Annotated in this window: 15 protein-coding genes and 1 pseudogene; 10 read left to right on the forward strand and 6 right to left on the reverse strand. The window is 53.9% G+C overall.

The window, feature by feature from the left end; genetic code table 11:
* Positions 1 to 106 precede the first annotated feature (106 nt).
* From JK202_RS01385 to JK202_RS01415, 7 genes are all read left to right on the forward strand, one after another.
* Complete coding sequence (locus JK202_RS01385; protein ID WP_211557293.1) at positions 107 to 1,087, forward strand: DNA-binding response regulator; 981 nt, start codon at positions 107 to 109, stop codon at positions 1,085 to 1,087.
* Between the two features lie 65 nt (positions 1,088 to 1,152).
* Positions 1,153 to 2,727 carry a sulfotransferase gene (locus tag JK202_RS01390; RefSeq protein ID WP_211557297.1) on the forward strand — a complete coding sequence of 525 codons (1,575 nt, stop codon included), beginning with the start codon at positions 1,153 to 1,155 and terminating at the stop codon, positions 2,725 to 2,727.
* A gap of 171 nt (positions 2,728 to 2,898) precedes the next feature.
* Positions 2,899 to 3,321 (forward strand): DUF1636 domain-containing protein, encoded by a 423-nt coding sequence (locus JK202_RS01395; RefSeq protein ID WP_211557298.1) that lies wholly within the window; start codon positions 2,899 to 2,901, stop codon positions 3,319 to 3,321.
* Positions 3,322 to 3,437: 116 nt separating this feature from the next.
* Entirely contained in the window at positions 3,438 to 5,618 is a 2,181-nt protein-coding gene (locus tag JK202_RS01400; protein WP_211557299.1) for a molybdopterin cofactor-binding domain-containing protein, read from the forward strand.
* A 284-nt stretch (positions 5,619 to 5,902) separates the two neighbouring features.
* Positions 5,903 to 8,413 carry a TonB-dependent receptor gene (locus JK202_RS01405; protein WP_211557301.1) on the forward strand — a complete coding sequence of 837 codons (2,511 nt, stop codon included), beginning with the start codon at positions 5,903 to 5,905 and terminating at the stop codon, positions 8,411 to 8,413.
* A 134-nt stretch (positions 8,414 to 8,547) separates the two neighbouring features.
* Positions 8,548 to 9,498, forward strand: coding sequence for a YncE family protein (locus tag JK202_RS01410; RefSeq protein ID WP_249199504.1), 951 nt, complete (start codon positions 8,548 to 8,550; stop codon positions 9,496 to 9,498).
* Between the two features lie 147 nt (positions 9,499 to 9,645).
* Complete coding sequence (locus JK202_RS01415) at positions 9,646 to 10,392, forward strand: glucose 1-dehydrogenase (RefSeq protein WP_211557302.1); 747 nt, start codon at positions 9,646 to 9,648, stop codon at positions 10,390 to 10,392.
* Positions 10,393 to 10,707: 315 nt separating this feature from the next.
* Here JK202_RS01415 and JK202_RS01420 read toward each other — a convergent pair.
* Positions 10,708 to 11,440 (reverse strand): annotated as a pseudogene (locus JK202_RS01420) (SDR family NAD(P)-dependent oxidoreductase).
* A 275-nt stretch (positions 11,441 to 11,715) separates the two neighbouring features.
* Between JK202_RS01420 and JK202_RS01425 the strand changes: the two are divergent.
* On the forward strand, positions 11,716 to 12,609 hold the full coding sequence (locus tag JK202_RS01425) for a LysR family transcriptional regulator (protein WP_211557303.1): 894 nt from the start codon (positions 11,716 to 11,718) through the stop codon (positions 12,607 to 12,609).
* Here the strand turns inward: JK202_RS01425 and JK202_RS01430 are convergent.
* On the reverse strand, positions 12,599 to 13,831 hold the full coding sequence (locus JK202_RS01430) for an FAD-dependent monooxygenase (RefSeq protein WP_249199505.1): 1,233 nt from the start codon (positions 13,829 to 13,831) through the stop codon (positions 12,599 to 12,601). The genes JK202_RS01425 and JK202_RS01430 overlap by 11 nt on opposite strands.
* Positions 13,832 to 13,921: 90 nt before the next feature.
* Here JK202_RS01430 and JK202_RS01435 point away from each other — a divergent pair, with 90 nt between their 5' ends.
* A complete protein-coding gene (locus tag JK202_RS01435) occupies positions 13,922 to 14,521 on the forward strand; it encodes a TetR/AcrR family transcriptional regulator (RefSeq protein ID WP_211557305.1) in 600 nt (199 codons plus the stop codon).
* A gap of 91 nt (positions 14,522 to 14,612) precedes the next feature.
* Here the strand turns inward: JK202_RS01435 and JK202_RS01440 are convergent, their stop codons facing one another.
* A complete protein-coding gene (locus tag JK202_RS01440; RefSeq protein ID WP_211557306.1) occupies positions 14,613 to 15,503 on the reverse strand; it encodes an SDR family oxidoreductase in 891 nt (296 codons plus the stop codon).
* A gap of 94 nt (positions 15,504 to 15,597) precedes the next feature.
* On the opposite strand from JK202_RS01440, the gene JK202_RS01445 reads away from it, so the two are divergent.
* Positions 15,598 to 16,446, forward strand: coding sequence for a helix-turn-helix transcriptional regulator (locus JK202_RS01445; protein WP_211557307.1), 849 nt, complete (start codon positions 15,598 to 15,600; stop codon positions 16,444 to 16,446).
* 878 nt (positions 16,447 to 17,324) lie between these two features.
* Here JK202_RS01445 and JK202_RS01450 read toward each other — a convergent pair.
* The 3 genes from JK202_RS01450 to JK202_RS01460 form a co-directional block, all read right to left on the reverse strand.
* Positions 17,325 to 18,197 carry a hypothetical protein gene (locus tag JK202_RS01450; RefSeq protein WP_211557308.1) on the reverse strand — a complete coding sequence of 291 codons (873 nt, stop codon included), beginning with the start codon at positions 18,195 to 18,197 and terminating at the stop codon, positions 17,325 to 17,327.
* 159 nt (positions 18,198 to 18,356) lie between these two features.
* A complete protein-coding gene (locus JK202_RS01455) occupies positions 18,357 to 20,852 on the reverse strand; it encodes a S8 family peptidase (RefSeq protein WP_211557309.1) in 2,496 nt (831 codons plus the stop codon).
* The gene (locus JK202_RS01460; protein WP_249199507.1) at positions 20,845 to 22,011 is read right to left on the reverse strand and encodes an AAA family ATPase; all 1,167 of its coding nucleotides are present in this window, start codon (positions 22,009 to 22,011) and stop codon (positions 20,845 to 20,847) included. Before JK202_RS01460 ends, JK202_RS01455 begins: the two co-directional genes overlap by 8 nt.
* Positions 22,012 to 22,222: the final 211 nt, after the last annotated feature.

The raw sequence follows: 22,222 nt of genomic DNA on the forward strand, positions 1-22,222 counted from the left end.
ATTCCCGGATCTGATTTCCAGCACACAGGGCAGATCCTTTTCCATATCGGTTCCGCAACAGCAGCGCAGATTTACAATCTGCGTGGGCTCGAGCAGGGAGATTACAATGTATCAGGGTTCAACCGACAGGCCTGCGAAAGGTCAGGCAGAAGGACGGGCTCCGCCCCGCTTTCCCTGTATTCTTGTCGCCGATGCCCCCTCACCGGCACTCCGTCTGTTTTCCGATGCGTTGGAACATGCCGGGATGACGGCCATGACAGAGCCTGATGGAAATGCCATGCTCGATACCCTAAGGACGGTGTCCCCTGATCTGGTCGTTATGGAAGTCGCACTACCCGGGTTAGGCGGGTTCGAAGTCGCGACCAGGATCAGGCACGACCCGGCCCTCAGCCATATTCCATTCATTTTCCGTACCAAGCACATGGAAACGCAGAACGTTCTGCGGGGGCTGGAGGTCGGGGGCATCGATTACATTTCCAAGACCCGACCGGTGGAGGAAATGGTTGCACGTATCAAGACTCACCTGCGAGGAGCCATCGAAGCCCGGACCCTGCGTTTGGCACTCGACGCCTGCCACAGACCAATGATTGGCGTTGCTCCGGATGGCTCCCTGTCGTGGTACACCCCTGCCGCCGCCTCTCTGATGTCCGGGGTTTTCGTATCATGGCAGCCGAATACTCTCCTTCCGTCTGCTCTTGGAGACATTTTCATTGAACTGGCAAAATCCAGTCCCCTGCCAAAACACAGGACTGTTGAACTGAATGCCAGCATGGGAAGCACGATTGAAGGTGGAAGCCTCGAATGTATCACGACTGGCCCCATGCCAGATGGGACGATGGGCATTACCCTTCTGCTGCGTCGCCCCGGAGAGGAAGAAAGGCGCCTCGGCGCACGCCACAACCTCACCACGCGTGAAGCACAGGTCCTCTTCTGGATCAGTCGTGGAAAATCGAACCGGGATATCAGTGAGGTGCTTGGCATCAGTTCCAGAACGGTGAACAAACATCTTGAACAGATTTTTGCAAAGCTTGGCGTGGAAAACCGGGCTTCCGCAGCAGCCATTGCCGTTAAAACATCAGCCGAGTGAAGTGGAATTCTGACAATGACTTTCCCCACTAACAGATATTCCACCGCTATCCTGATGCCCGCGATATGAAGACAGAACTGCTACGCGCAAGGTCGCTCCTAAAAGCCGGACGACCAATGGATACGCGCTCAGTCGCCATGGCTGAAACGATCCGGAATCCGGCATCGGCAGAGGCGCGCTTTCTCCTTGGGGTTAGTGAAGCCATGCTGGGAAATATCCGGGAAGGCCTGACGCATCTGCGCAAGGCAACAGATCTGAAGCGCTCTGCGGAATACTATGCACAGCTTGCACGGTGTCTGCTCATGGTCCGCCAGGATCGAGATGCACGCACAGCCTTACAGAATGCGGAACAATGCCTTGCCGTTGGGGAAAGGGTCGATGCATTGACGCGTGACACACTGGGATGCGCCTATGCAAGATTGGGAAACCACACTGAGTCTCTCCCACATTTCGCCGCAGCCGTCCGTATACAGCCTGAAAATACCCAATTCCGCTATAATCACGCCATTGCCCTCAGCTTTGTGGGAGAAGCAGCAGAATCAGAAAAAGCTTTCGAAAGGCTTCTGACACAGGAGCCACACAATGCGCGTGCACATCACGGACTGGCCGGACTTCGCCGCCAAACAGCAGAATGCAACCACGTTCCCCGACTTCGCGCAGTCCGGAATGCAACGCAAGATCCAGACGCTCGCCTTCTGCTCGGATATGCCCTTGCCAAGGAGCTTGAAGACATTGGCGAAGCAGCGGAATCCTTCAGATGTCTGCTTGACGTCAACAAGGAATACCGCCGCCGGATAACATACGACTTCGCCAGCGATGGCGAGATATTTGACGCGATCGAAGCCAGTTGGTCCCAGTTCGCATCTGCGCCCGTCACGCATGCGCCCAAAGATGCGCCAATCTTCATTATCGGGATGCCAAGAACCGGAACAACCCTTGTTGATCGGATTCTGTCTTCACATCCTGACGTAGTCAGCGCGGGGGAGTTGCAGGCTTTTCCACTTGCAGTCAAAGCCGCATCAGGAACACGTACGCGCAATGTTCTTGACCCCGAGACACTCTTTTACGCCGCAGGAAAAGACCTTGGAGGCATCGGCAGATCCTACATGGAACGCGCTGCATCCCATGTTCCAGCAACACCCAAGCGCTTCATCGATAAATTTCCCGGAAATTTTCAATATGCTGGCCTCATCGCACGCGCCCTGCCGCATGCCGCCATCATTTGTTTGCGACGCCATCCCATGGATACAGTTGTCAGCAATTTTAAGAACTTGTTTGCAACCACTTCCCGATATTATCAGTATAGCTATGACATTCAGGAAATCGCCCAGTATTACGTCCGCTTCGACCGGCTCATGAAATTTTGGCAGGCTGCAATCCCTAATCGGATTCTCGAAGTACATTATGAAGATCTTGTCGAAAAACAGGAGGAAACGACGCGTCAAATTCTGGAGCATTGCAATCTGCAATGGTCAGAAAGCTGTCTGACCTTTCACGAAAACACCTCGCCTGTCTCCACTCCGAGTGCTGCGCAGGTCCGACGCCCGATCTATCGGGATGCTGTCGCACGCTGGCGTCGATACGAAAACGCTCTGGCACCAGCCCGCGACGTGTTCGATGCCGCTGGCATTCCTGTTTAGCATGTCCCACCAATCAGAATTTTTAACATCCATCACAGGAACATATCGAATCCGGATTGATAAAAAGCATCCAAAACAGGCAACATCCTGACTGCGAACTGGAAATAGCCTCCGGCTTTATCCTCCACACCATATCTTCGAACTCAACAAAGCCTCACGAGAAAGCAGAACATGTCAGATACCACGTCCTCAACCACCCCGACTGAGCCTGCCGTCCAGCCCGTACTGACGGTCTGTGTAACATGCCGGCGCGGCCTTTCATCCGCCGAAATCGGCGATGCACCCGGGCCAGGTCGTCAGCTTTACGATGCCCTGCTGGCAAATGCCGAAGAATCCGGAATTTTAATTCGGCCAGTCGAATGCATGTCCTTATGCTCTCGGGGATGTACGGCGACAGTTTCGATGCCTGGAAAATGGACACTGCTGCTCGGCGGCCTTGAAATGGAAAAAATTGCTGATTTCAAGGGATGGCTCAAACTCTACAGTGCATCGAAGACCGGGATGGTTCCTGCGTCCAAGCGCCCTCCCACGCTTTCGGATATGGTCATCGCGCGCCTTCCGGCTGACATCGCGTCTCCTGCCAAACCAGCTTAGAAACGGCGCCTTGGCAATCATTAAAAAACAGTTTGCACAGCAAAAGCGATTTTGCCTTTTCCAGCATCCATTGTTTTGGTCGCCTTGAAAACGACTGCGCCTGAGGAACATTCCTGATGTCATCGCCCCTTGTCCGCCGGATCGATACCATCACAAAGCCACTCTCGCGCCGTCGTTTTATCGCTGCTGGAAGCCTGCTGCTGGCTTTCGCAAGCCAACGTCATGCCTATGGCGAGGAAAACTTTGCAAAAGAAACCGATCCACAATCATTCACCACACTAGGGGGCCTCGTCCGTATTGATTCTGACGGACTGATCACCTTGATTGTTCCGAACATTGAGATGGGACAAGGCATCTTCACCGCAGAAGCGATGATGATCGCGGAAGAGCTAGAAGTTGAGCTGGACGCCGTCAAAGTCGTCACGGCTCTGCCTCAGGAGGTAACGGGGGTTGCGCCCGAAATTCTGAGATCGCTTTCGACAGGGGGATCCCGCTCCATTCGCAAGGGTTGGGTTCCTCTCAGACAGGCAGGAGCCTGCGCACGTCTGATGCTGATCGCAGCAGCTGCCGAACAATGGAACCTTCGCCCGGAGACATTGGTGGCAGAGAATGGTTCCGTGCGCGACAAGGCCGGAGTTCACCATGCGACCTATGGCGCTCTCGTTCACGATGCCGCGCGACAGAATATTCCCGACCATGTTGCATTGAAATCACCTTCCGAATGGAAACTTATCGGACGCCCAGTCCCCCGCGTTGACATCCCCGCGAAGGTTAACGGAACAGCTGTCTTCGGAATTGACGTCCGCATCCCCGGAATGGCAACCGCTGCCGTCATAGGGCCTCCCACCTGGGGGGCAACCGTTCACCGCATTGACGCCACAGCGACAAAGGCAATCCCCGGCGTTCTGGACGTGATCGATATCTCGACACATGTTGCCGTGGTTGCAACCAGTTATTGGGCAGCAAAAAAAGGCCTTTCCGCACTCAAAATAAACTGGGCTCCGGGAGGCGGTCCCACCGTTTCCTCCAGTGATATCAGAGAGATCATTCAGAACTCGGTACAGTCCGTTTCTGAAGTCGTCGCATGCGATGATCCGGGCACTGACGCTGCGCTCGAGCGCGGAAAACGCATAGAAAGCACATATGAGCTTCCCTTTCTCGCACACGCACCCATGGAACCGCTCAACGCAACCGTTCACGTGCGTCCCGACAGGTGCGACGTCTGGGTCGGAACCCAGGTACCAACACGAGCTCGCAAGGCCGTCTCAAAAGTTACGGGACTTCCTGAAGATAAAATTGCCATCCATAATCATATAATTGGCGGCAGCTTTGGTCGGCGACTTTCAACAGATTTCATAGAACAGGCTGCAAAGTTCGCCTGCCAAATCTCCCGGCCCGTCAAATTCATCTGGAGCCGGGAAGAAGATCTCCGTCAGGACCTGTTTCGTCCCGCGTATTTTGATCGAATTAAGGCATCTCTCGGCGAGGACGGCCTGCCGCTCGCCTGGTCTCATCAGATCACGGGACAATCCGTAGCCGACCGCTTCACCCCCGGAGGCCTCCCTGAAGGGAAGCTCGATTCAGATGCGGTCGCGGGCGCCATCGAGACTCCTTACACGATCCCCCATCAGCGCATTAGCTGGATCAGGGCCCATACCCCTGTGCCCGTTGGCTGGTGGAGGGGCGTCGGCCCGGCTCACAATGTATATGTCGTCGAAAGTTTCATGGACGAGCTCGCCGCCGCAGTGAAGGCTGATCCGATCGATTACAGGCTACGACTTCTCGGAAATAATCCCAGATCAGTCACTGTATTGAAGAAAGCAGTGCTGGAAAGTGACTGGGCTTCCCCGCTTCCTGAAAACCATGGGCGTGGGGTCGCCCTTCACAATGCTTTCGGCTCTCACTGCGCAATCATAACCGAAATCTTTGTTCCGCCCGGGCAGGCGGTGACAATCCGAAAGGTAACAGCCGTCGTGGATTGTGGAGTGGCGATCAATAAAAATGGTCTGATCGCACAAATCGAAGGTGGAATTCTCTTTGGGTTTTCTGCGGCGCTTCATGGCGAAATCACAATTAAAAACAACGCCATAGAACAAAGTAATTTTCACAATTTCAGTTTGATGCGCATCAATGAGACTCCCGAAATAAATACATTTATTATCGATAGCCATGAAGACGCGGGAGGTATTGGCGAGGTGGGAACAACGGCAGCCTTTGCCTCTCTCGGCAATGCCCTGTTTGATGCGACCGGGCAACGGCATCGATCTTATCCATTCCATCCCGCAAGCAAAAAATAAAATTCTGAATGTTGCAGCTTAAAAGCCGAAGCCGGATTTTGCCAATTATCAGGGATATTCCTTGCAACATCGCTACAGGCGAGCAAACTGCAAAACCTTCTTATTTTTTTATCGTACCAATATCATTAAATCACCAGTTTTTGAGAAATTTCCGCATGCCTGGAGCCGAATAACCCTCGATATTTCTGGCAGATACGTCAAACAACATATATCTATATCAAAACGAAACCCTCAGAGTGAACACAGTCATACAAAGCGTTATCCAGATGCTTCAAGGAGCCAACATGGCAGTGATCTCTTCGCAAAAGCTGCGCCTGCTCTGCGCCACTGCGCTCGTCGGATGCGCAGTAACTCCAGCTTCTCATTACGCCAAGGCCGCGGCGCCTCAACCTGTTTTGCAACCCGAGGCCAAAAAGCAGCAGTCAAGCACCAATAAGGGAAAAGCTGCGGAGAAGACGCCCGGCACTGCAACGTCCACGACACAGGTATCTACCAAGGCCAGATCGATCGAAGCGGCATCCGACGAATCAATTGTCGTAACATCCAGCCGTCGCGCCACCAGCGTGCAGAACGCCCCGACGAACATCACTGCCATCAGTGCCGAAACCATCAAGAGCGAACGGCTGGACGATATCAAGTCCCTAGCCGCACTTCTGCCTGGTGTAACAGTCGTCAATTCCGGCCCGAACGGTGCAGGGACAATCGTCATGCGAGGTATTTCTACAAGCGGAACCAGCACCAACGGTGTATTCAAGAACAATGCAGTTGGTGTCTATATTGGTGAAGTGCCAATGTATCTTGACTTTATGTTGCTCGACATCAATAGAGTTGAGTCTCTACAGGGACCGCAGGGAACACTTTTCGGTCTGGGAACACTGGGCGGAACAATCCGCTATATGCCCAACCGTCCCAACACGGACAAATACTCCATTTCAGTTCATGGACGTGTCTTCGGTCAGTACCATTCTACGTCGCCTGGTGGAGATGAAGACGTCACAATCAATCTGCCCATCTGGAAAGATCACATCGCATTCCGTTCTGTCACCGGATATTATGACGACCCGGGCTACATTGATTATGATTATGTTCTTCGCAAGCCAGGCGTTTCCAATCCGCAGCCCGCCGGCCCCAACAGCTTTGGAAACTCGGCGCAGCAGGCAGAAAATTTCAGCACGCATAGCGGTGTGAATTTCAATCACACTCTGACAACGCGCAATCAGCTGATGCTAAAATATAATGACGACTTAAAGATGTACCTGACGTATGCCCATCAAGAAACAAAGACTGATGGGCGATCTGCCACAGGTGCCGGCGTCATGAACACAGGAAACTGGGACGGCCCATGGCGTTATCTGGAACCGGTCGACAGAAGTGGCGATCTCTATAGCGCTGAAGTCTACGCCAATCTCTTTCATATCGCACAATTCGTTAGCACGACCGCATTTACACATCAGGTTATCGACACAAAATACGATAACACCGATCTGCTGCTCGATCTGGACTACGGATATCAGGCCTTTCCACAGTTCTCGTCATGGAATACTTCACATGACGATTACCGGCAGTTCAATCAGGAGCTGCGGCTGGTATCGACACATAAGGGCCCCTTCAGCTGGGTAGTCGGCGGATTTTATAACAAATTCAACACGAATACAGTCTATCGCGAACACGTTCCAGGCTTCTCGGAATGGGGCGTCGCAAATGGTTTTGGAAATGTTTACCGGCCTGACGAGCTGGAATACGCATCACGCGTTGAAACAGAAACCGCCGAACGTGCCCTATATAGTGAAGGTACGTTACACCTAACGAAAGACCTTCAGATTACAGGCGGCATTCGGTATTTTGACTACGATGCCTCAAATAGCGGCGGATCAGGTCTTCCGCTCTACCAGACTTACCCCGACATTAAGCTATCGAACGCTGGAGGAGGAACGGGCTCAAATGGCATCGTCTGGAAAGCAAATGCATCCTATCGCTTCAATCCGCAATTGATGACATACATCACCTATAGCACGGGATATCGGGTAGGCGGATACAATCGGGTCGCGCCCTGCATTCTCCCGCTCAACACATCAGTACAGAACATCTGCGCCCTTTCCAACGAAATCAGCTATAAGCCCGACACTACTCGTAATATTGAACTCGGATTCAGAGGAAATCTATTCCACAACAGATTTGTCTTTTCGATCGACGGCTATCATATCGACTGGCTCAACGTACAGGTTCCAAGCCAAACAGTTTATGGGGCTGTCGGGATCACGACGAACGGCGGAAGGGCGGTGTCGAATGGCTTCGAATTCTCAGGATCTCTCCGGATTACGCGTCAGTTGCACCTCACCGCCAACTATGCGTATGTCGACGCTCATCTGACGGAGGGAGTTGCCAATCTTGTGAATGGCGTCGCAAATGCTTACGCCGGCGATCGTCTACCGGGTTCTATGAAAAATTCGGGTTCGATTACTGCGACATACATTCTACCACTCGATAACAACCGCAGTGTGAGATTTAACTGGATGGCGGCGTATTCTGGTTCCATTTATTCTACGGTTGGTCTTCACGATTACGGAACTCGCATCCCGAGTTACGTTACCCACCGCGCTTCAATCAGCTATCGCGCAGGAAAATGGAATGCCTCATTTTTCGTAAACAATATCTTCAACCAGAGGGCCATAACCGCGGTTAGCAACCAGAGCAACACACTCAACCAACAGGTAACAGGTGTGACCGAACGTTATTACGCAGAAAGTATTCTTGCCCCACGGGTCATCGGCGCAGAAGCGACTGTTAATTTCTAAATTTTTTAAATTCTTGTGTGCATTCATCTATCGATGAGTGCACACAACATTCATCGGACGAAATTTTTAATGAAATTAACAATTCACATGAATTGTAATAACAGTAACAGCATATCAGGTAGGTTAAAACAGCAATGACTATGCGTCTGTTTTATTGGACAAAGTCAGTCGCACTGACGAGCGGCTTTATTGTTCTTCTGGCGGGATGTGCGGTACAAATCCCGGAAAGACCCAAAGAACACGTGCAAACTGTTCCCGGATTTGCAGATTTTATCGCGATAGACGATGCGACAGTCTGGGTAACAAATAAAGGCCGAGTTGAGCACTGGTCTCGCAACGGTAAACTTTCAGAAGTCGCTATGCATCATCCATGCGGCGCCATGGCCATCGGTTTTGGCGCTCTCTGGGTCGCCGACTGCGCCGATCTGACACTTAACCGCATCGACCTCAAGACTCAAAAACTGTCGGCCACTATAAAAACCGGCATCGCCAATCCTCGAGGGGAAACAAATGTTGTTATTGGAGACGGCTCTGTATGGGTAGCAAGCGACAAGAGTGGGTTAATTACACGCGTTGACCCACATGACAACAGAATTTCTTCAATCATCCACGTCGATGCCGATACATACTACCTCTCTTTCGGCTTGAATTTTCTCTGGGCCACAACGCCCACTGGGCGAGAGCTTGAAAAAATTAATCCCAAAACCAACGAATTAGTGCACAGAACTGCTCTTGGAGGAGATCCCGGTTTTCTGGTTGCAGGCGAAAATGCAGTATGGGTTCAGGAACAGGCTGATGGAACAGTTGCACGTGTCGCTCCCGACACAGGTAACGTAACCGGCCGCGTTAAAGTGTCAGAGACCCTGAAATACGGGGATATTGATGCCGGTGGAGGCAACATCTGGCTTCGTACGACGACAGGACAAACCTATGTTGTAATCAATCCTGGCAATTTAAGCATTCTTGCGAAAGTCGGAAAGGAAAGTGGTAGCGGCGCGTTACGCTACACGACTTCAGGAATATGGACGACTTCACATGATGTACATACATTATCCTGGTGGTCTCCAGCTGTTTCACGCCCTTAACCATACTGGTTAAACCACTAACTGCAGATCAAGTATCTCACCTGAATAACAACCCTGCGCTTTCTAGCGAGGCATACCTTATATTTTTCAACCTTGTTGGTAAAAAGCAGCATTTTGTATGTCGCTACATAAACAGGAATATGTTTTGTGAACAAACTTGCGGGAAAAGTAGCAATTGTAACAGGTGGGTCTAAGGGAATTGGCTCAGGGATTGCCCGAGCATTAGCGGCAGCTGGGGCTGCAGTTATCGTGAACTATGCTTCGAGCAAACCCGAGGCAGATGCCGTTGTGGCCACTATTACCGACACAGGCGGAAAGGCGCTCGCAATACAGGGTGATGTGTCATGTCGGACGGACGCTGGAGCCATCGTCACAAGCGCCATTAACACGTTCGGTAGATTGGATATCCTAGTAAACAACTCTGGCATTTACGAATTCGGACCGATTAGCGACATCACCGATGAGCATTTCCACCGACAATTCAATATAAACGTTCTGGGACTCATTCATATGACCCAGGCAGCCGTTCCTCACCTCGGAAAAGGGAGCAGTATTATCAATATCAGCTCGGTATGCTCTCACGTCACACCGCCTAATGCCACAGTTTACGTCGGCACAAAGGGCGCTGTGGACGCAATCACTGGGGCACTCGCAAAAGAACTTGGCCCAAAACAGATCCGGGTTAATGCCATCAATCCAGGCTTAACAAAAACAGAGGGAACTCATTCGGCAGACATGATAGCAGCTGACAGGGAACTTGCTGTGATTGCGCAGACACCACTCCAACGTGTTGGTGAGGTGTCTGACATTGCCCCGATCGCAGTCTTCTTGGCGTCCGATGATGCTCGTTGGCTAACCGGGGAAATTCTCATCGCTGCTGGTGGCCTTCACTGAAAACCATGAATGCCATTGGTCGTATCAAGCTGGTACGGGCTTTCTCATTTATTGAATATACCAACAAGGCTAGTGGTGTATACTTCCGGCTTGGATAATACAGATTATAGCCGAAGAACGTTGGATACCAATCTTCCAGCATCTGTGTCAGTCTATTAGACTTGACCTGCAATGCCACAGCACCTTCGTGAAGATAAGTCTCCCTGTCACGTCGCGCATCGTAACTGCGGGCAGGCCGACCATTCAGCGCGGAAATCGTTAACGATTGACACGCTAATTCCCGCTGGTCAGCCGCTCCCTCAATTAGGCGCGCGTTCAGATGGCCGAGAAGCCGCCGTCGACGGACAACTCCACCCCATTCACGAAGCTGGATTCATCTGAAGCCAGAAACAGCGCAGCTGCCGCGACTTCCTCGGGAAGGCCCATCGTTCCCCGCGGGATCAGGGATTCGAACATCCGCTTCGCCTCCTCGGTCAGAACCTGGTCCTGCATCGGGGTGGCGATCGGCCCCGGATGCAGCACGTTTACCCGGATGTTCCGGCCCTTTAATTCGTTCAGCCACCCGCGCGCGAAGGCGTGCAGTGTCGCCTTGCTCGCCGCATACACGCTGTAACCAGGAAAACCTTTGATCGACGCAACCGACCCCGTCATGAAGATTGACCCACCGTCGTTGAACAGCGGCAAGGCCTTCTGGACCGTGAACAGCGTGCCCCGCGCATTCAGGTTGAAGGTCGTATCGAAGTGCCGCTCGGTAATCTCGCCCATCGGGAGGGCTTCGCCTGTGCCGGCGCTTGCGTACAGGACGTCGATCCTGCCTTTTTCCCGCTTGACCGTATCGAACAAGCGGTCGAGGTCGTCGAGATTGGCCGCGTCGCCGCGCACGCCGGTCACGTTCCGGCCGATCAGCCTGACGGCCTCGTCCAGCATCCCCTGCTTCCGCCCCGTGATGAACACATAGGCGCCTTCTTCAACGAAACGCTTGACTTGCCAGCGCCAGGCCGCTTGATCCGCCTGTGATGACGGCAACCTTGCCTTCGAGTTTTCCCATGACTTTTTCCTTCAGACTTCATCGTTGATCGTTCGGGGAGGGTCCCGAGAGTCTCAACATGGGTCCGCTGGAGTGAGGCGTTGAGTGCGAAAACGCGCATATCGGTGGTGCGAAATCGATCCGGGCAGTAGATCAATCTTGGGCGAACGATCGGTAATGGCCACTTGAAAGCTGAGGAAAACTGCCCGCTACATGCTATGAAGACGGCTCATCAAGGCGCACGATGTGGTAGATATGGACTTTGGAGGGCGCACCGTACGGTGCCGGAGTGCACCATGATCGATTGGGACGATGTTCGCTATTTCCTGGCCGTCGCGCGCAGAGGCTCGGTACGTTCTGCCTCCGAGCATCTGGGGGTAAACCATTCAACTGTACTGCGGCGGATCGCTCAGCTTGAGGAACAACTCGGGACGCACATGTTCGAAAAGCTGCCTACGGGCTATCGCCTGACGGCAGCGGGCGAAGAGATCCTCGAGTTCGCGAACCAGATGGAAGCCTCGTTGCGCCAATTGGAGACACGTGTTTTCGGTCGCGACCAGAGCGTACGCGGGCTTTTACGCGTGACACTGCCTCCGTTCCTCTCAACACATCTGCTGATGCCGGATCTTGCCGATTTTGCCCGCATGTATCCAGACATTGAGATGGAGATCCTACCTACCGGCGCGGTCGCGAACCTGACGAACCGGGAAGCCGACGTCGCGATCCGTATCGTACTGAACCGGGAAACACTGCCGCCCAATCTTCACGGCCTTCCAGGGCCCGAATTGTCCAGCGCCATCTATATGTCGCGCGCTCACCTGACCGCGTGGCATGCCGGCATGGCCGATCCTCTCCGCTGGATCGTCACAAACACCGATGGACTTCCGGGCTGGGCCCGCGAAGGAAAGATTCATACAAAAGGTGTTCCGTTCAGGACACCGGACGCTGAGACGCAGATCATCGCAACGCGGCAAGGGATCGGGATGACGAAACTGCCGTGCTTTGTCGGCGACGTCGACCCACTGCTAGTAAGGGTGCCCGGCACCGACCTGCACGGGCATGGAACACTCTGGCTTCTCACGCAGGGGGAGACACGCCGGACGAAGCGCGTGCGGCTCTTCACCGAATTCATATCCCGCAGGCTGGCCTCACACGCGCCACTTCTCGCGGGGAGTATCTCTATCGCGTGACTGACGCATAGTCTGGCAGGCACAGCGCACTATGCACTGCCTGTTTAGTGTCATCGAATAGGCCGACCGTCCCGCTCCGCGCGATTTCGGCGAGGACCCGGTCGCGTGTCTCGATATCCTTCTGCGTTCTGGGCAGGAAGAACGCCCCGTTATCGGCGGTGGCCAGTCCCTGGTTCGCCTCGACAAAGGGCCGCGCAAGGCGCTCGTAGGCTGCGAACGCGTCTTGCGGATCGTCATGCGAAGCCAGTTCGCCTGCCAGCACATACGCGCCCACCAGTGCCAGGCTGGTGCCTTGTCCAGAACGGAAAGAGGGCGCGAACGCGGCGTCGCCCACCAATGCCACGCGCCCTTTTGACCAATGCGGCATGCGGATCTGGCTGACGGAATCGAAATACAGATCGTCTGCCTGCGCCATCGCGTCGAGCAGACGCGGAACCTCCCAGCCCATGCCGGCGAAGGCAGCCCGCGTACGCCCGATCTGCTCTTCCACGTCACGACTGGCGGAAACCGGCGCTTCGTCCGTCGCAAAAGCAAGAAAACCGAAGACCTTTGGGCTGTCCTGAACCGCCCAGATAGCGGCCGTCCGTCCTGCTTCGGCATGCACGATCCCGCTATGCGACAAGCCTTTGTCATTGGGCATGGAAAAGAGATTGAAGCAGAAACCGAGAGAACGGTTGAACGACTCCTCGGAGCCGAAAACCAGACGACGCGTTCGTGAGTGCAGCCCGTCCGCGCCGATGACGATATCGTATCGTGCCTTTCGACCACTGGCGTACCCGACATCGACACCCTTACCGTCATCATGGAGGGTATCGAGTGAGTCGTTGAAACGGTACGCGACGCTCCCGTCACGGTTCGCTCCATGGAGCAACGTTGCCAGAGTGCCGCGCGGCAGTTCGACATCACGTTCGGTGTCGCTGCCGATCGCCTCATAGATCGGTACGCTGCCGATAATTTTTCCGGCTCCATCCACGAAGGTCATCGCGCGGGAGGCAATATGCGCAGCTCGTATTTCGGGCAACAAGCCCATCCGCTCGATTACGTCGATCGCCGTGCCGCGAACGTCGATCGGGTATCCGCCGATCCGGAGGGACGATGCCCGCTCGACCACCGTCACGTCGAACCCGTAACGGTCGAGCCAGAAGGCGAGCGCTGGTCCCGCGATGCTCGCGCCGGAGATAAGGACAGATCGGCGACCCTCTGGAATCGTTGGCGTGCTCATGATATCCACTCATAGATAAGATTCCTCGCGCATCTTATAGGGCGCGCAAAGAGAGGCAATAAGATTCTCAATGCATCTTAACGGATCACCATGAGCGTTCGAGGGCAGACACGTCGACGTGGGGCGGCGCTGGAGGAGGCAATCCTTGAGGCCGCCTGGGCCGAATTAATGGAACGCGGTTATGAGGGGCTGACGATGGAGAACGTCGCGCGCCGTGCGGAAACCAGCCGCCCGGTGCTGCACCGGCGCTGGCCCAGCCGCACAGCGCTCGCCACGGCCGCCCTCACACAGCAATTCGCGCGGGCCAATATCGTCATTCCGGATATGGGCAGCCTACGGGACGAACTCCGCTTGCTTCTGCGGTGCATGTCGGATCGTGCCGGGTCCCGAGACCTGCAACTGTTCTTCGACATGCAGAAAGATCTTGTCTCCGAACGGTCAAGCTTTGCCGACATACGGGCGCGCATCGTAGATGGCAGCCAATTTCATGCCGTCATCGGCCGAGCCATCGAACGGGGAGAGATCGACCCGGCCCGCCTCACCCCCCGGATCACGTCGCTTCCGCTCGATCTTGCCCGGCACGAGATGATCATGACGTTCCAGCCGCTCTCTGACGACGCGATCCGTGAGATCGTCGACGACATCTTCCTACCGCTGGTGCGCCGGAGTGTGTCTCCTTCTCAGACGTGACGGCGCCTCCCGCGCAGGTCACTGCCTTGCTCCAATTGTCGCAACAGTGGCTCAGGATTTTGGTAACCGGGCATCTGTAAGCATCGATCGCTCAGCGATCCCTGACCGCAAGCTGTTCAAGATCGGCAATCAATCCCGGACCGTCTGGTTCCCAACCCAATGCCTGGCGCGTCAGTGCGCTGGAGGCGCGCATGTCGAACCCTGCGAACATCGCGAACTGCCCGAAGAAAGCCGGGGCCTCTTCCAGCCCAATGGATCGGACTGGAAGATCCAGACGACGCCCAAGCGTCTCGACAATATTGCGCATCGCAACGCCCTCTTCCGCCACCGCATGCCAGGCCGCACCCGTTGCGCCCTTTTCGATAGCCAGCCTGTAAAGGCGGGCGACATCGAGCACATGCGCAGCAGGCCAAAGATTGCCCCCATCCCCTACATACGCGCAGGTGCCGTTCTGACGGAACGTCTCGATCAGCGGCGTGATGAGCCCCTGCTTGGCTGTATCGTGAACCTGCGGAAGGCGCACCACCGAAGCGCGAATACCCTGCGGGATCAACGCGAGCGCCGCCTGTTCGGACACGCGCGGGAACGGAAAACCCGGCGGAATCACATCCTTTTCGGTCGCCCTCTGTCCTGGTGGGACCAATCCCGCCAGCCCGCCCGTAGCCAGGAGCGGTTTGTGGGAGCCAGCAAGCGCGGCCCCCAGTGCCTCGATGGCGCGGCGATCCGTTTCGCAACTCGCCATGAAGTTCGACCAGTCATGGATAAACGCCAGGTGAATGACGGCGTCCGAAGCCGCCGCGCCCTTTTGCAGACTGTCGAGATCCTCAAGCGTTCCCCGCTGCACCTCAGCGCCTATGGCGGCAAGCGACTGAGCCCCCTCGTCCGAACGAGCTAGACCAATCACCTCATGGCCGGCAGCGATCAGTTCCCTGACGGTCGGCATCCCGATAAATCCAGTAGCACCGGTAACAAATACACGCATGAGCGAAGTCTCCCGTTATCTCGTGAAGACAAATCTCGGTCCATGCTTTATTCTGGTAAAGTAGTGACATTATCGTATTATATAGAATAACAGGATGAGCGAACATCAGGATGGTGGCAAACGGCTCGGCTCCTGGCTGAAGGATCGGCGTGCGCGGCTAGATCCGGCTGCCTTCGGCTTTCCCTCGGAACGCCGCCGCACACCCGGCCTGCGGCGGGAGGAGGTGGCACAGAGAGCCAATATTAGTCCGACCTGGTACACCTGGCTGGAACAGGGGCGTGGGGGTGCCCCGTCAGCCGATGTGCTGGATCGGATCGCACGTGCTCTGATGCTGACCGACGTCGAACGCGAACATCTGTTCCTGCTCGGTCTCGGCCGCCCTCCCGATGCGCAGTATCGCAAAAGCGGCACCATTACGCCGCGCCTGCAACGCGTGCTCGACGCGCTGGATCCCAGCCCGGCCCTGATCCGGACCGCGACCTGGGACGTTCCGGCCTGGAACAGGGCAGCCACCATCATGCTGGGGGATTACAGCGCCCTGCCGCCCGCGGAACGCAACATCCTGCGGATCATCTTCCTCGACCCGCGTTCCCGCGCCATGCAGCCCGACTGGGACAACATGGCACGCTATGTCGTCGGCGCCTTCCGGATCGAGACGGCACGCGCCGCGGCAACGGACGAAATCATCCCTCTGGTAACGGATCTCTGTCGACTCAGTCCCGAATTTCACACAATGTGGCATGAGAATAGTGTTACCGAGGCACCTGTCGACGTCGTCAAGCACATCGACCACCCGGTTCTCGGCCCTTTTGCCTTCGAACATTCGACATTCTCGGTCGATGGCCGGCCGGACCTGACCTTGGTCGTCTACAACCCCGCGACACCGGCCGATGCCGAGAAGCTCAAAGTCACCATCAACGCTCCCCTGCCTCAAGGAACCTGACAACTTGCGCTTTATGGTTGCCTTTCCCTAGCTGGTCGTCATCCTGAACCGGCTCTGAACGTAGACCGGCCTTTTGTGACTGAAGTGCCGGGCGCCATTCTGTTGTTTATGGGGTCGGAATATTATTTCTGGTGCCGGCTTTCTTCGGGATCCTTACTCAGTCCGAATTCTCCCGGCCCTTTATCATCCTGTTCCTGATTCTTTTCCAGATCACGTTCGATCGCGGCGCCCACGGCGGTGGCCCGCGGGTCGATCCCAGATGGCGCTTAAAAACGGAGAACAGCCCAGCTGACCTGCACCGATCATTCCACTGTCTCCTCCCGATACGATGGATACCTCTTCGATATGAGGCATATCCCAGCCCATAACAGGCGATCAAACCAGACCTGCTCTGTTCCATGGTATCACACTGAGCCGACTTCGCTGCCTGCCAGTGACCCGACATAGGCCGTGCGTGCACCTGATGGAGCTGCTGCTGTGTTCAAGGAAGTTTTTTGTGCGGAGTTCACACGTAAAGTGAGCAGGCTACGGATGAACACAGTGCGGGTCTGGTCACCATGCGGGCAGAATTGCCCTACATTGATCGAGAACCGGCAAAATTTCTCCCGCGCTTAAGCGGGTGGACCAATTCAGAAAAATATTGATGACATGAAGCAGCTGGAAACACGAAAGGCCGAAGTGACAGATCGTTTAGCCAATACCGAAGAGCGCCGTCATTTTTCAGATCACGCTCCAGCCGGATGACGCCGAACTGACGATCATCTTGCCCGATGTTTGTGATGCGTTGGCATCGCAAGTTCAGATGGTTGCGGGGGCACGCAGCCCCCGATACCGACAGTCACTTCAGACGAAGATATAATTTATAAATAATATGACACCTAATTACAATTCTTGAGGCCATGTCGAGGTAGAGTAATAACTTGTGTTGGCTGTAGGGACAGGACCGATAATGTAGGATCTGCGGTAATTAAGGTCTTATTACCGATCCCGCGAAGAACGACTTGACCATGGGTCAAGTACCACATGGGACGTGTACCGAGCTTAATTGCACATGCGTCTGGCTTCCGGCCATAAAGGCCCAAACGATTAACGAGTTGTTGGTAAGCATCATCATCGACGATTACCGCCTCAGAACCGCTAGAGCGATATTCCATGACTGACATGACGAGATTCATAAGCGGCGAGAGTGTGTGTGGCATAGCTGCTAACATGCCTATCGCCGCCATGGCTGCGACCCAGCTTAGCTTGCCTGCTGTTACCCATTTTCCATCTGGTGGATCGATAATAGCCATGGTTATGAAGCCCACTATCATAAAATATCCAAATAGATAGGCAATATCATGATCTAATACCCCTGCTACGCTACAAGCTACCAATATACCGAAGAGTAAGAAACACGAGAACGAACCAAGCCCGAGGATCACTCGATCGAACTTGCCCGGTGGAAGCAGAATATGCGTGCCACGCCGCGTTCGTCGCCAAGCAACGATCAGCATGACCAGCCATGCACTACAGATCATTCCATAGAGTAGAGCTACAGTGATAATGATGATCGTCACCGCACCAATAACTGTTAGATTGAGAAGTGACAGATTCTGCGCCATATCCGGGAAGCAGCCATTCTCTAAGCCGTAGAGGATCAATGCTGCCCCACCCGTCGGCACCGCTATAGACGCTGCCAAAGCTAGCGCTTGTCGAATGTTCTTATATTGTTTCTGCAAATTAGAGTTGTCAGCAGAATATTCGTTCATCGGCTTCATTCTCTTTTGTCGTATCTAGCTGTAACGCAGGAGCACACGAAATATCGAGCTACAGAGAGGTAGCTAGGTTAGGTGATTACATGTGCCGCCCAATACACAAACATTGTCGTTGCTATTTAAAGAACTCACTCTGGACGTGATATCTCCTGATCAAACGCGCGGTGTAATACGGGCGGCCGTGCGAATATCGGCGATCTGAGTGCCTATAGCCTGAAGACTCTGGCGCATATCGTTGAATACGGTCCCTTCCCTACCAGGATCACTAATGGTGAGAATAACAGTAAATGGCACACCACCTTCCGGCATTATCTCACCTGCTCGCGTCAAATACTCCACAAACAACCGCCAATTCGATGAAGGACCAACCCCTCGTGCGAAGGTCTTTTCAAATACTTTTACAGGGCTCCATTTTAAATCATGCTCAATGAGAACTGATTCCACTGCAGGAGATGTTCGCGTAGAAGGAAGATACAGAGGGTCAAGCCTGCCTTTCCATCCTTTTTCCTGCTCTTGCTGCAATGTTGCATTAACATTGACCCGAACAAATTCTGAACCGAACCGTGCATCCAGCGGAGGCGTGGACACCAGCGTAAGTTTGGCATGCCCTCGACACTTACCTTCAGGGGTTACCAGAGATGCTGGCCACGAAAATCTAAAATTGATTTGCTGACCAAGTTGAATACGAGACGCGAAAACCAAGGTAATTGAATGGTCGTCTGTCTCCAAGATTTGCTGAGCTGAAGGAGGCATCCCAAAACCGACTAAATGTCGCGCAACAGGCAGAAGTGGCTTTGGCCGCAATGGTTGTGGAATTTCCGCATTATGAACAAGCAACCCAATTAAGGTTTCCCGAGATACCTCACCCTCGATTGCATGATCGAGGACAGCCGCCGTTTTTGCCACCAATGGAGCGGCATAACTGGTACCGCAACCATCGACGATCGTACCATCAGGAAGAACGGAAAACAGGCCATGACCAAGCGTTGATTGTGGTGTGCCAGAACCTCCGACATGGGCCAGATCCGGTTTTACACCAGAACGCAGACCAGGCCCTCGGCGGCTGTAACGTGCCGGGGCAAAGGGTAAACATCCATTTGCACCTGGAGGATTAAGAGCCGCCACTGTTACGTTACGGGCACTTTCTGCCGGAAGAAGCAAATTATCATTTCTAGCTATCGCTAAGTTTGACAGCGCAGTCGATGGATCTGCTGGCCACTCCGGTCGCATATCTTGTGGCTGAATATTGCCGGCTGATACAAACACGACGGCGTTGTTTTCTTCAGCGATGCGGTCAAGACGAATAGCATGCGGACTATATCGATCGGGAGCTGTAGGCTGAAGAATATTCAAGCTCATATTAAATACGCGGACGCCAAAACGAGCGCGTGCATCTGCAACAGATGCATCCAACTCATCAAAAAACTGCGGTAGACCACCTGCGTAATATGCAGGGAAAGCTGTTGCTTTCTGTTGATTTGGAAAAATCGCGAGATCAATAAGCTCCGCGCCATCGGGTTCAGGGCAAGTTTCTGTACCGTTAAGACTGGCCCCAGCTACCGCAAGGCCACCAATAAATGTACCGTGGGAAAGATCCTTGTCTTCATCTGCCAGAATATCCCACCGATCTATCACCCAGTCTGCCAGCGCGGGACTAATCCCACCGTCAATGATACCAATCCTCGGATGAGTTCGCTGTGTATCGCGCACGGGCAAATCCATATGTGTAGGGCGTCCTCGGTTGGAAGCAGAAGGCTGCTCCGAGCGCACAACCATACCAGGCAACTCGATACGCCTCACCAACGGATGATTGTCGAGAAACTCCAGAAGCTGTGTGTGACGTTGGATATCTGAATCGAAAGGTGCCAATTCCCGACGTTCAGTTGTCGGGCCAGTTAAACGCAGCACGGCCCCGTCGCCCGCCTGATCCAAACGAACAGCCAATACCGGAAGTCGATGCTGCCAGCTTGGTAGCCGTTCAACCGACATACTGTATCCAAGGGAAATAAAGCCCTGAATGAAGCTCTCAACCAAGCGACGGTGTGAAGCATCAAGACGGTCCCACTCTGACCGTGGAGGTAGAACATTAAACAGTTCTACCTCGTATGCACTCCCTGTGAGCGGCTTCGAGAGCCAAGCAACAGCCTCTTCTACGGAAAAACGCCGTTTATCGGACGCTCCATACAAATCGAGCCGCTCGATCGCGCCAGTTTCACTTTTCTGCACTGACGGGTGAGGAACTTCTTTTCCCGTCTTGTCATCTAACCGCATGCGCGTCTGTGTTTCGGCCTTTGCGATCTCAGTTTTAACCTGAGCCAGCCCGGAGGGACTACCTTCAACGATCATTACCCCCAGATCTCCACCGCCAACAACTGGTACGCGATCTGGTCGAAAAAGTGCTCCGACGGGCCGATGGCTTTTAGCCCAAGCCTCCTTTTTCAAGGTGACTTTGACATAGCCAATTGGCCCTTGGGACTGCGAGGCAAGAACTCCTGAGATGGTGTCGATCTGCCCCATAAGAGCAGCTTTATGGGCACCGAACTCACGATCGCGCTTCGCATAGAAATCTTTGCGACCACCCCCACCGCCGCTCTCACGCGCTTCCTCGAAATTTTCGGGATTGAGGACGATTTGAATGGGACTAGCCATGCGTCACTTCCTTATCGTCTGCTGCGTTGGCCTGACGGCCAAGCCACCGGCTGACAGTCGATTTATCTTTGCCTGCGATGTCGCCGATATCGGCCATTGAAAACCCCTGGATGGGATCATCACGCATGGCCCTGAAGAGATGAACTGGTTCACCGAATAGCAGTGCGCGACGCTCACTTTGAATACGCGCTGCATTGAGTGTTGCGAACTGTCGCAGCGTATCCAGCAAACCCGGTCGATCCTCTTCTCGCACCGTTGTTGCCTTTTTGTATGTGCGAACCAGTGATTCAATCTCGGCTCCAGTCGAACCTTCAGTAAACCATGCGATCATGCGAAGATGGCTATCCGGGGCTTTTACTGGCGGCATAAAATGAGCAGCAATGGCCTTCCTCACTTCAAAATCAGGAGTAGGAATCTCAAGCTGAATTTCGAAGCGTCTCCATACTGCCGGATCAAGCAATTTTGGATGATTGGTAATGCCAATCGTGAAGCCGATATTCTGCCTTACATCCAAATTTTGGAGCAACGCATTCACAACACGCTTGATCTCGCCGACCTCTTGTGGATCGTCACGAACTTTCGCGATGGCATCGAATTCATCAAGGAGCAAGATGCAACGATATCGATTAACAAATGTAAATAAATTCCCAATATTTCGTGCCGTCGTTCCCAAAAATGATGAAACAAGACCATCAAGTTTCACAAGAACGACAGGAAGATCGAGCTTACGTGCAATCCAAAAAGCCAACCGGGTCTTACCCGTCCCTGGCTTGCCATAAATCAGACAGGTCTTGGCGGGAAGAATATCTACAGTCGCGAGCGCCTCAAAATTTGTCCATTCATCAACTATCGTACCAATGGCTTGCGATACGGTGGCATTAAAAAGGGGCGCAGTTCCGTCAATTTCTCCCGGAAAAATAATCTCTGCCAGAGGCGCAGCCGTCTCACGATCAACCGGCACTGGAGTATTTCGACCAAGTGTTTCTCCCGAAAGATATGCACGGGACCGCTCAATCCGACTGGGGGTTATTTCCTTCAAACGTTCCGCAGCCTTTAGAATTCCCGTAAGCGACGCAGCCTGTTTTTCCTCACCATCCTTAGTCAGTGCATCACGCAGTCGTTCGACCTGCTTACGCAGGGCTGCTGAAGGGTCGGCCATAGCCGACCTGCAAAGCGCCTGAATGATTGAGAAGTGTTCCATGCGCAAAACCCGATCTGATGCAAAATCTCGATTACATGATGCATCTACACCATCCTCCGTTGCTCGTCAACGACGTTTGTTGCACGAAATAGGAAATTAGATGCGCACATGGGAAATTTTGTTGCATTTCATCCCCAGCGGTTGCAGCGCTATAAGGCTGACCATCGTT

Source organism: Gluconobacter sp. Dm-62, assembly GCF_018256155.1.
In the GTDB taxonomy this organism is placed as follows: Bacteria; Pseudomonadota; Alphaproteobacteria; order Acetobacterales; family Acetobacteraceae; genus Gluconobacter.

Excerpts from the sequence above, each read along its gene's own strand:
- JK202_RS01385 (WP_211557293.1), top strand. The coding sequence starts at position 107 with ATGTATCAGGGTTCAACCGACAGGCCTGCGAAAGGTCAGGCAGAAGGA.
- JK202_RS01390 (WP_211557297.1), top strand. The coding sequence starts at position 1,153 with ATGAAGACAGAACTGCTACGCGCAAGGTCGCTCCTAAAAGCCGGACGA.
- JK202_RS01395 (WP_211557298.1), top strand. The coding sequence starts at position 2,899 with ATGTCAGATACCACGTCCTCAACCACCCCGACTGAGCCTGCCGTCCAG.
- JK202_RS01400 (WP_211557299.1), top strand. The coding sequence starts at position 3,438 with ATGTCATCGCCCCTTGTCCGCCGGATCGATACCATCACAAAGCCACTC.
- JK202_RS01405 (WP_211557301.1), top strand. The coding sequence starts at position 5,903 with ATGGCAGTGATCTCTTCGCAAAAGCTGCGCCTGCTCTGCGCCACTGCG.
- JK202_RS01410 (WP_249199504.1), top strand. The coding sequence starts at position 8,548 with ATGACTATGCGTCTGTTTTATTGGACAAAGTCAGTCGCACTGACGAGC.
- JK202_RS01425 (WP_211557303.1), top strand. The coding sequence starts at position 11,716 with ATGATCGATTGGGACGATGTTCGCTATTTCCTGGCCGTCGCGCGCAGA.
- JK202_RS01430 (WP_249199505.1), bottom strand. The coding sequence starts at position 13,831 with ATGAGCACGCCAACGATTCCAGAGGGTCGCCGATCTGTCCTTATCTCC.
- JK202_RS01435 (WP_211557305.1), top strand. The coding sequence starts at position 13,922 with ATGAGCGTTCGAGGGCAGACACGTCGACGTGGGGCGGCGCTGGAGGAG.
- JK202_RS01440 (WP_211557306.1), bottom strand. The coding sequence starts at position 15,503 with ATGCGTGTATTTGTTACCGGTGCTACTGGATTTATCGGGATGCCGACC.
- JK202_RS01445 (WP_211557307.1), top strand. The coding sequence starts at position 15,598 with ATGAGCGAACATCAGGATGGTGGCAAACGGCTCGGCTCCTGGCTGAAG.
- JK202_RS01450 (WP_211557308.1), bottom strand. The coding sequence starts at position 18,197 with ATGAACGAATATTCTGCTGACAACTCTAATTTGCAGAAACAATATAAG.
- JK202_RS01455 (WP_211557309.1), bottom strand. The coding sequence starts at position 20,852 with ATGGCTAGTCCCATTCAAATCGTCCTCAATCCCGAAAATTTCGAGGAA.
- JK202_RS01460 (WP_249199507.1), bottom strand. The coding sequence starts at position 22,011 with ATGGCCGACCCTTCAGCAGCCCTGCGTAAGCAGGTCGAACGACTGCGT.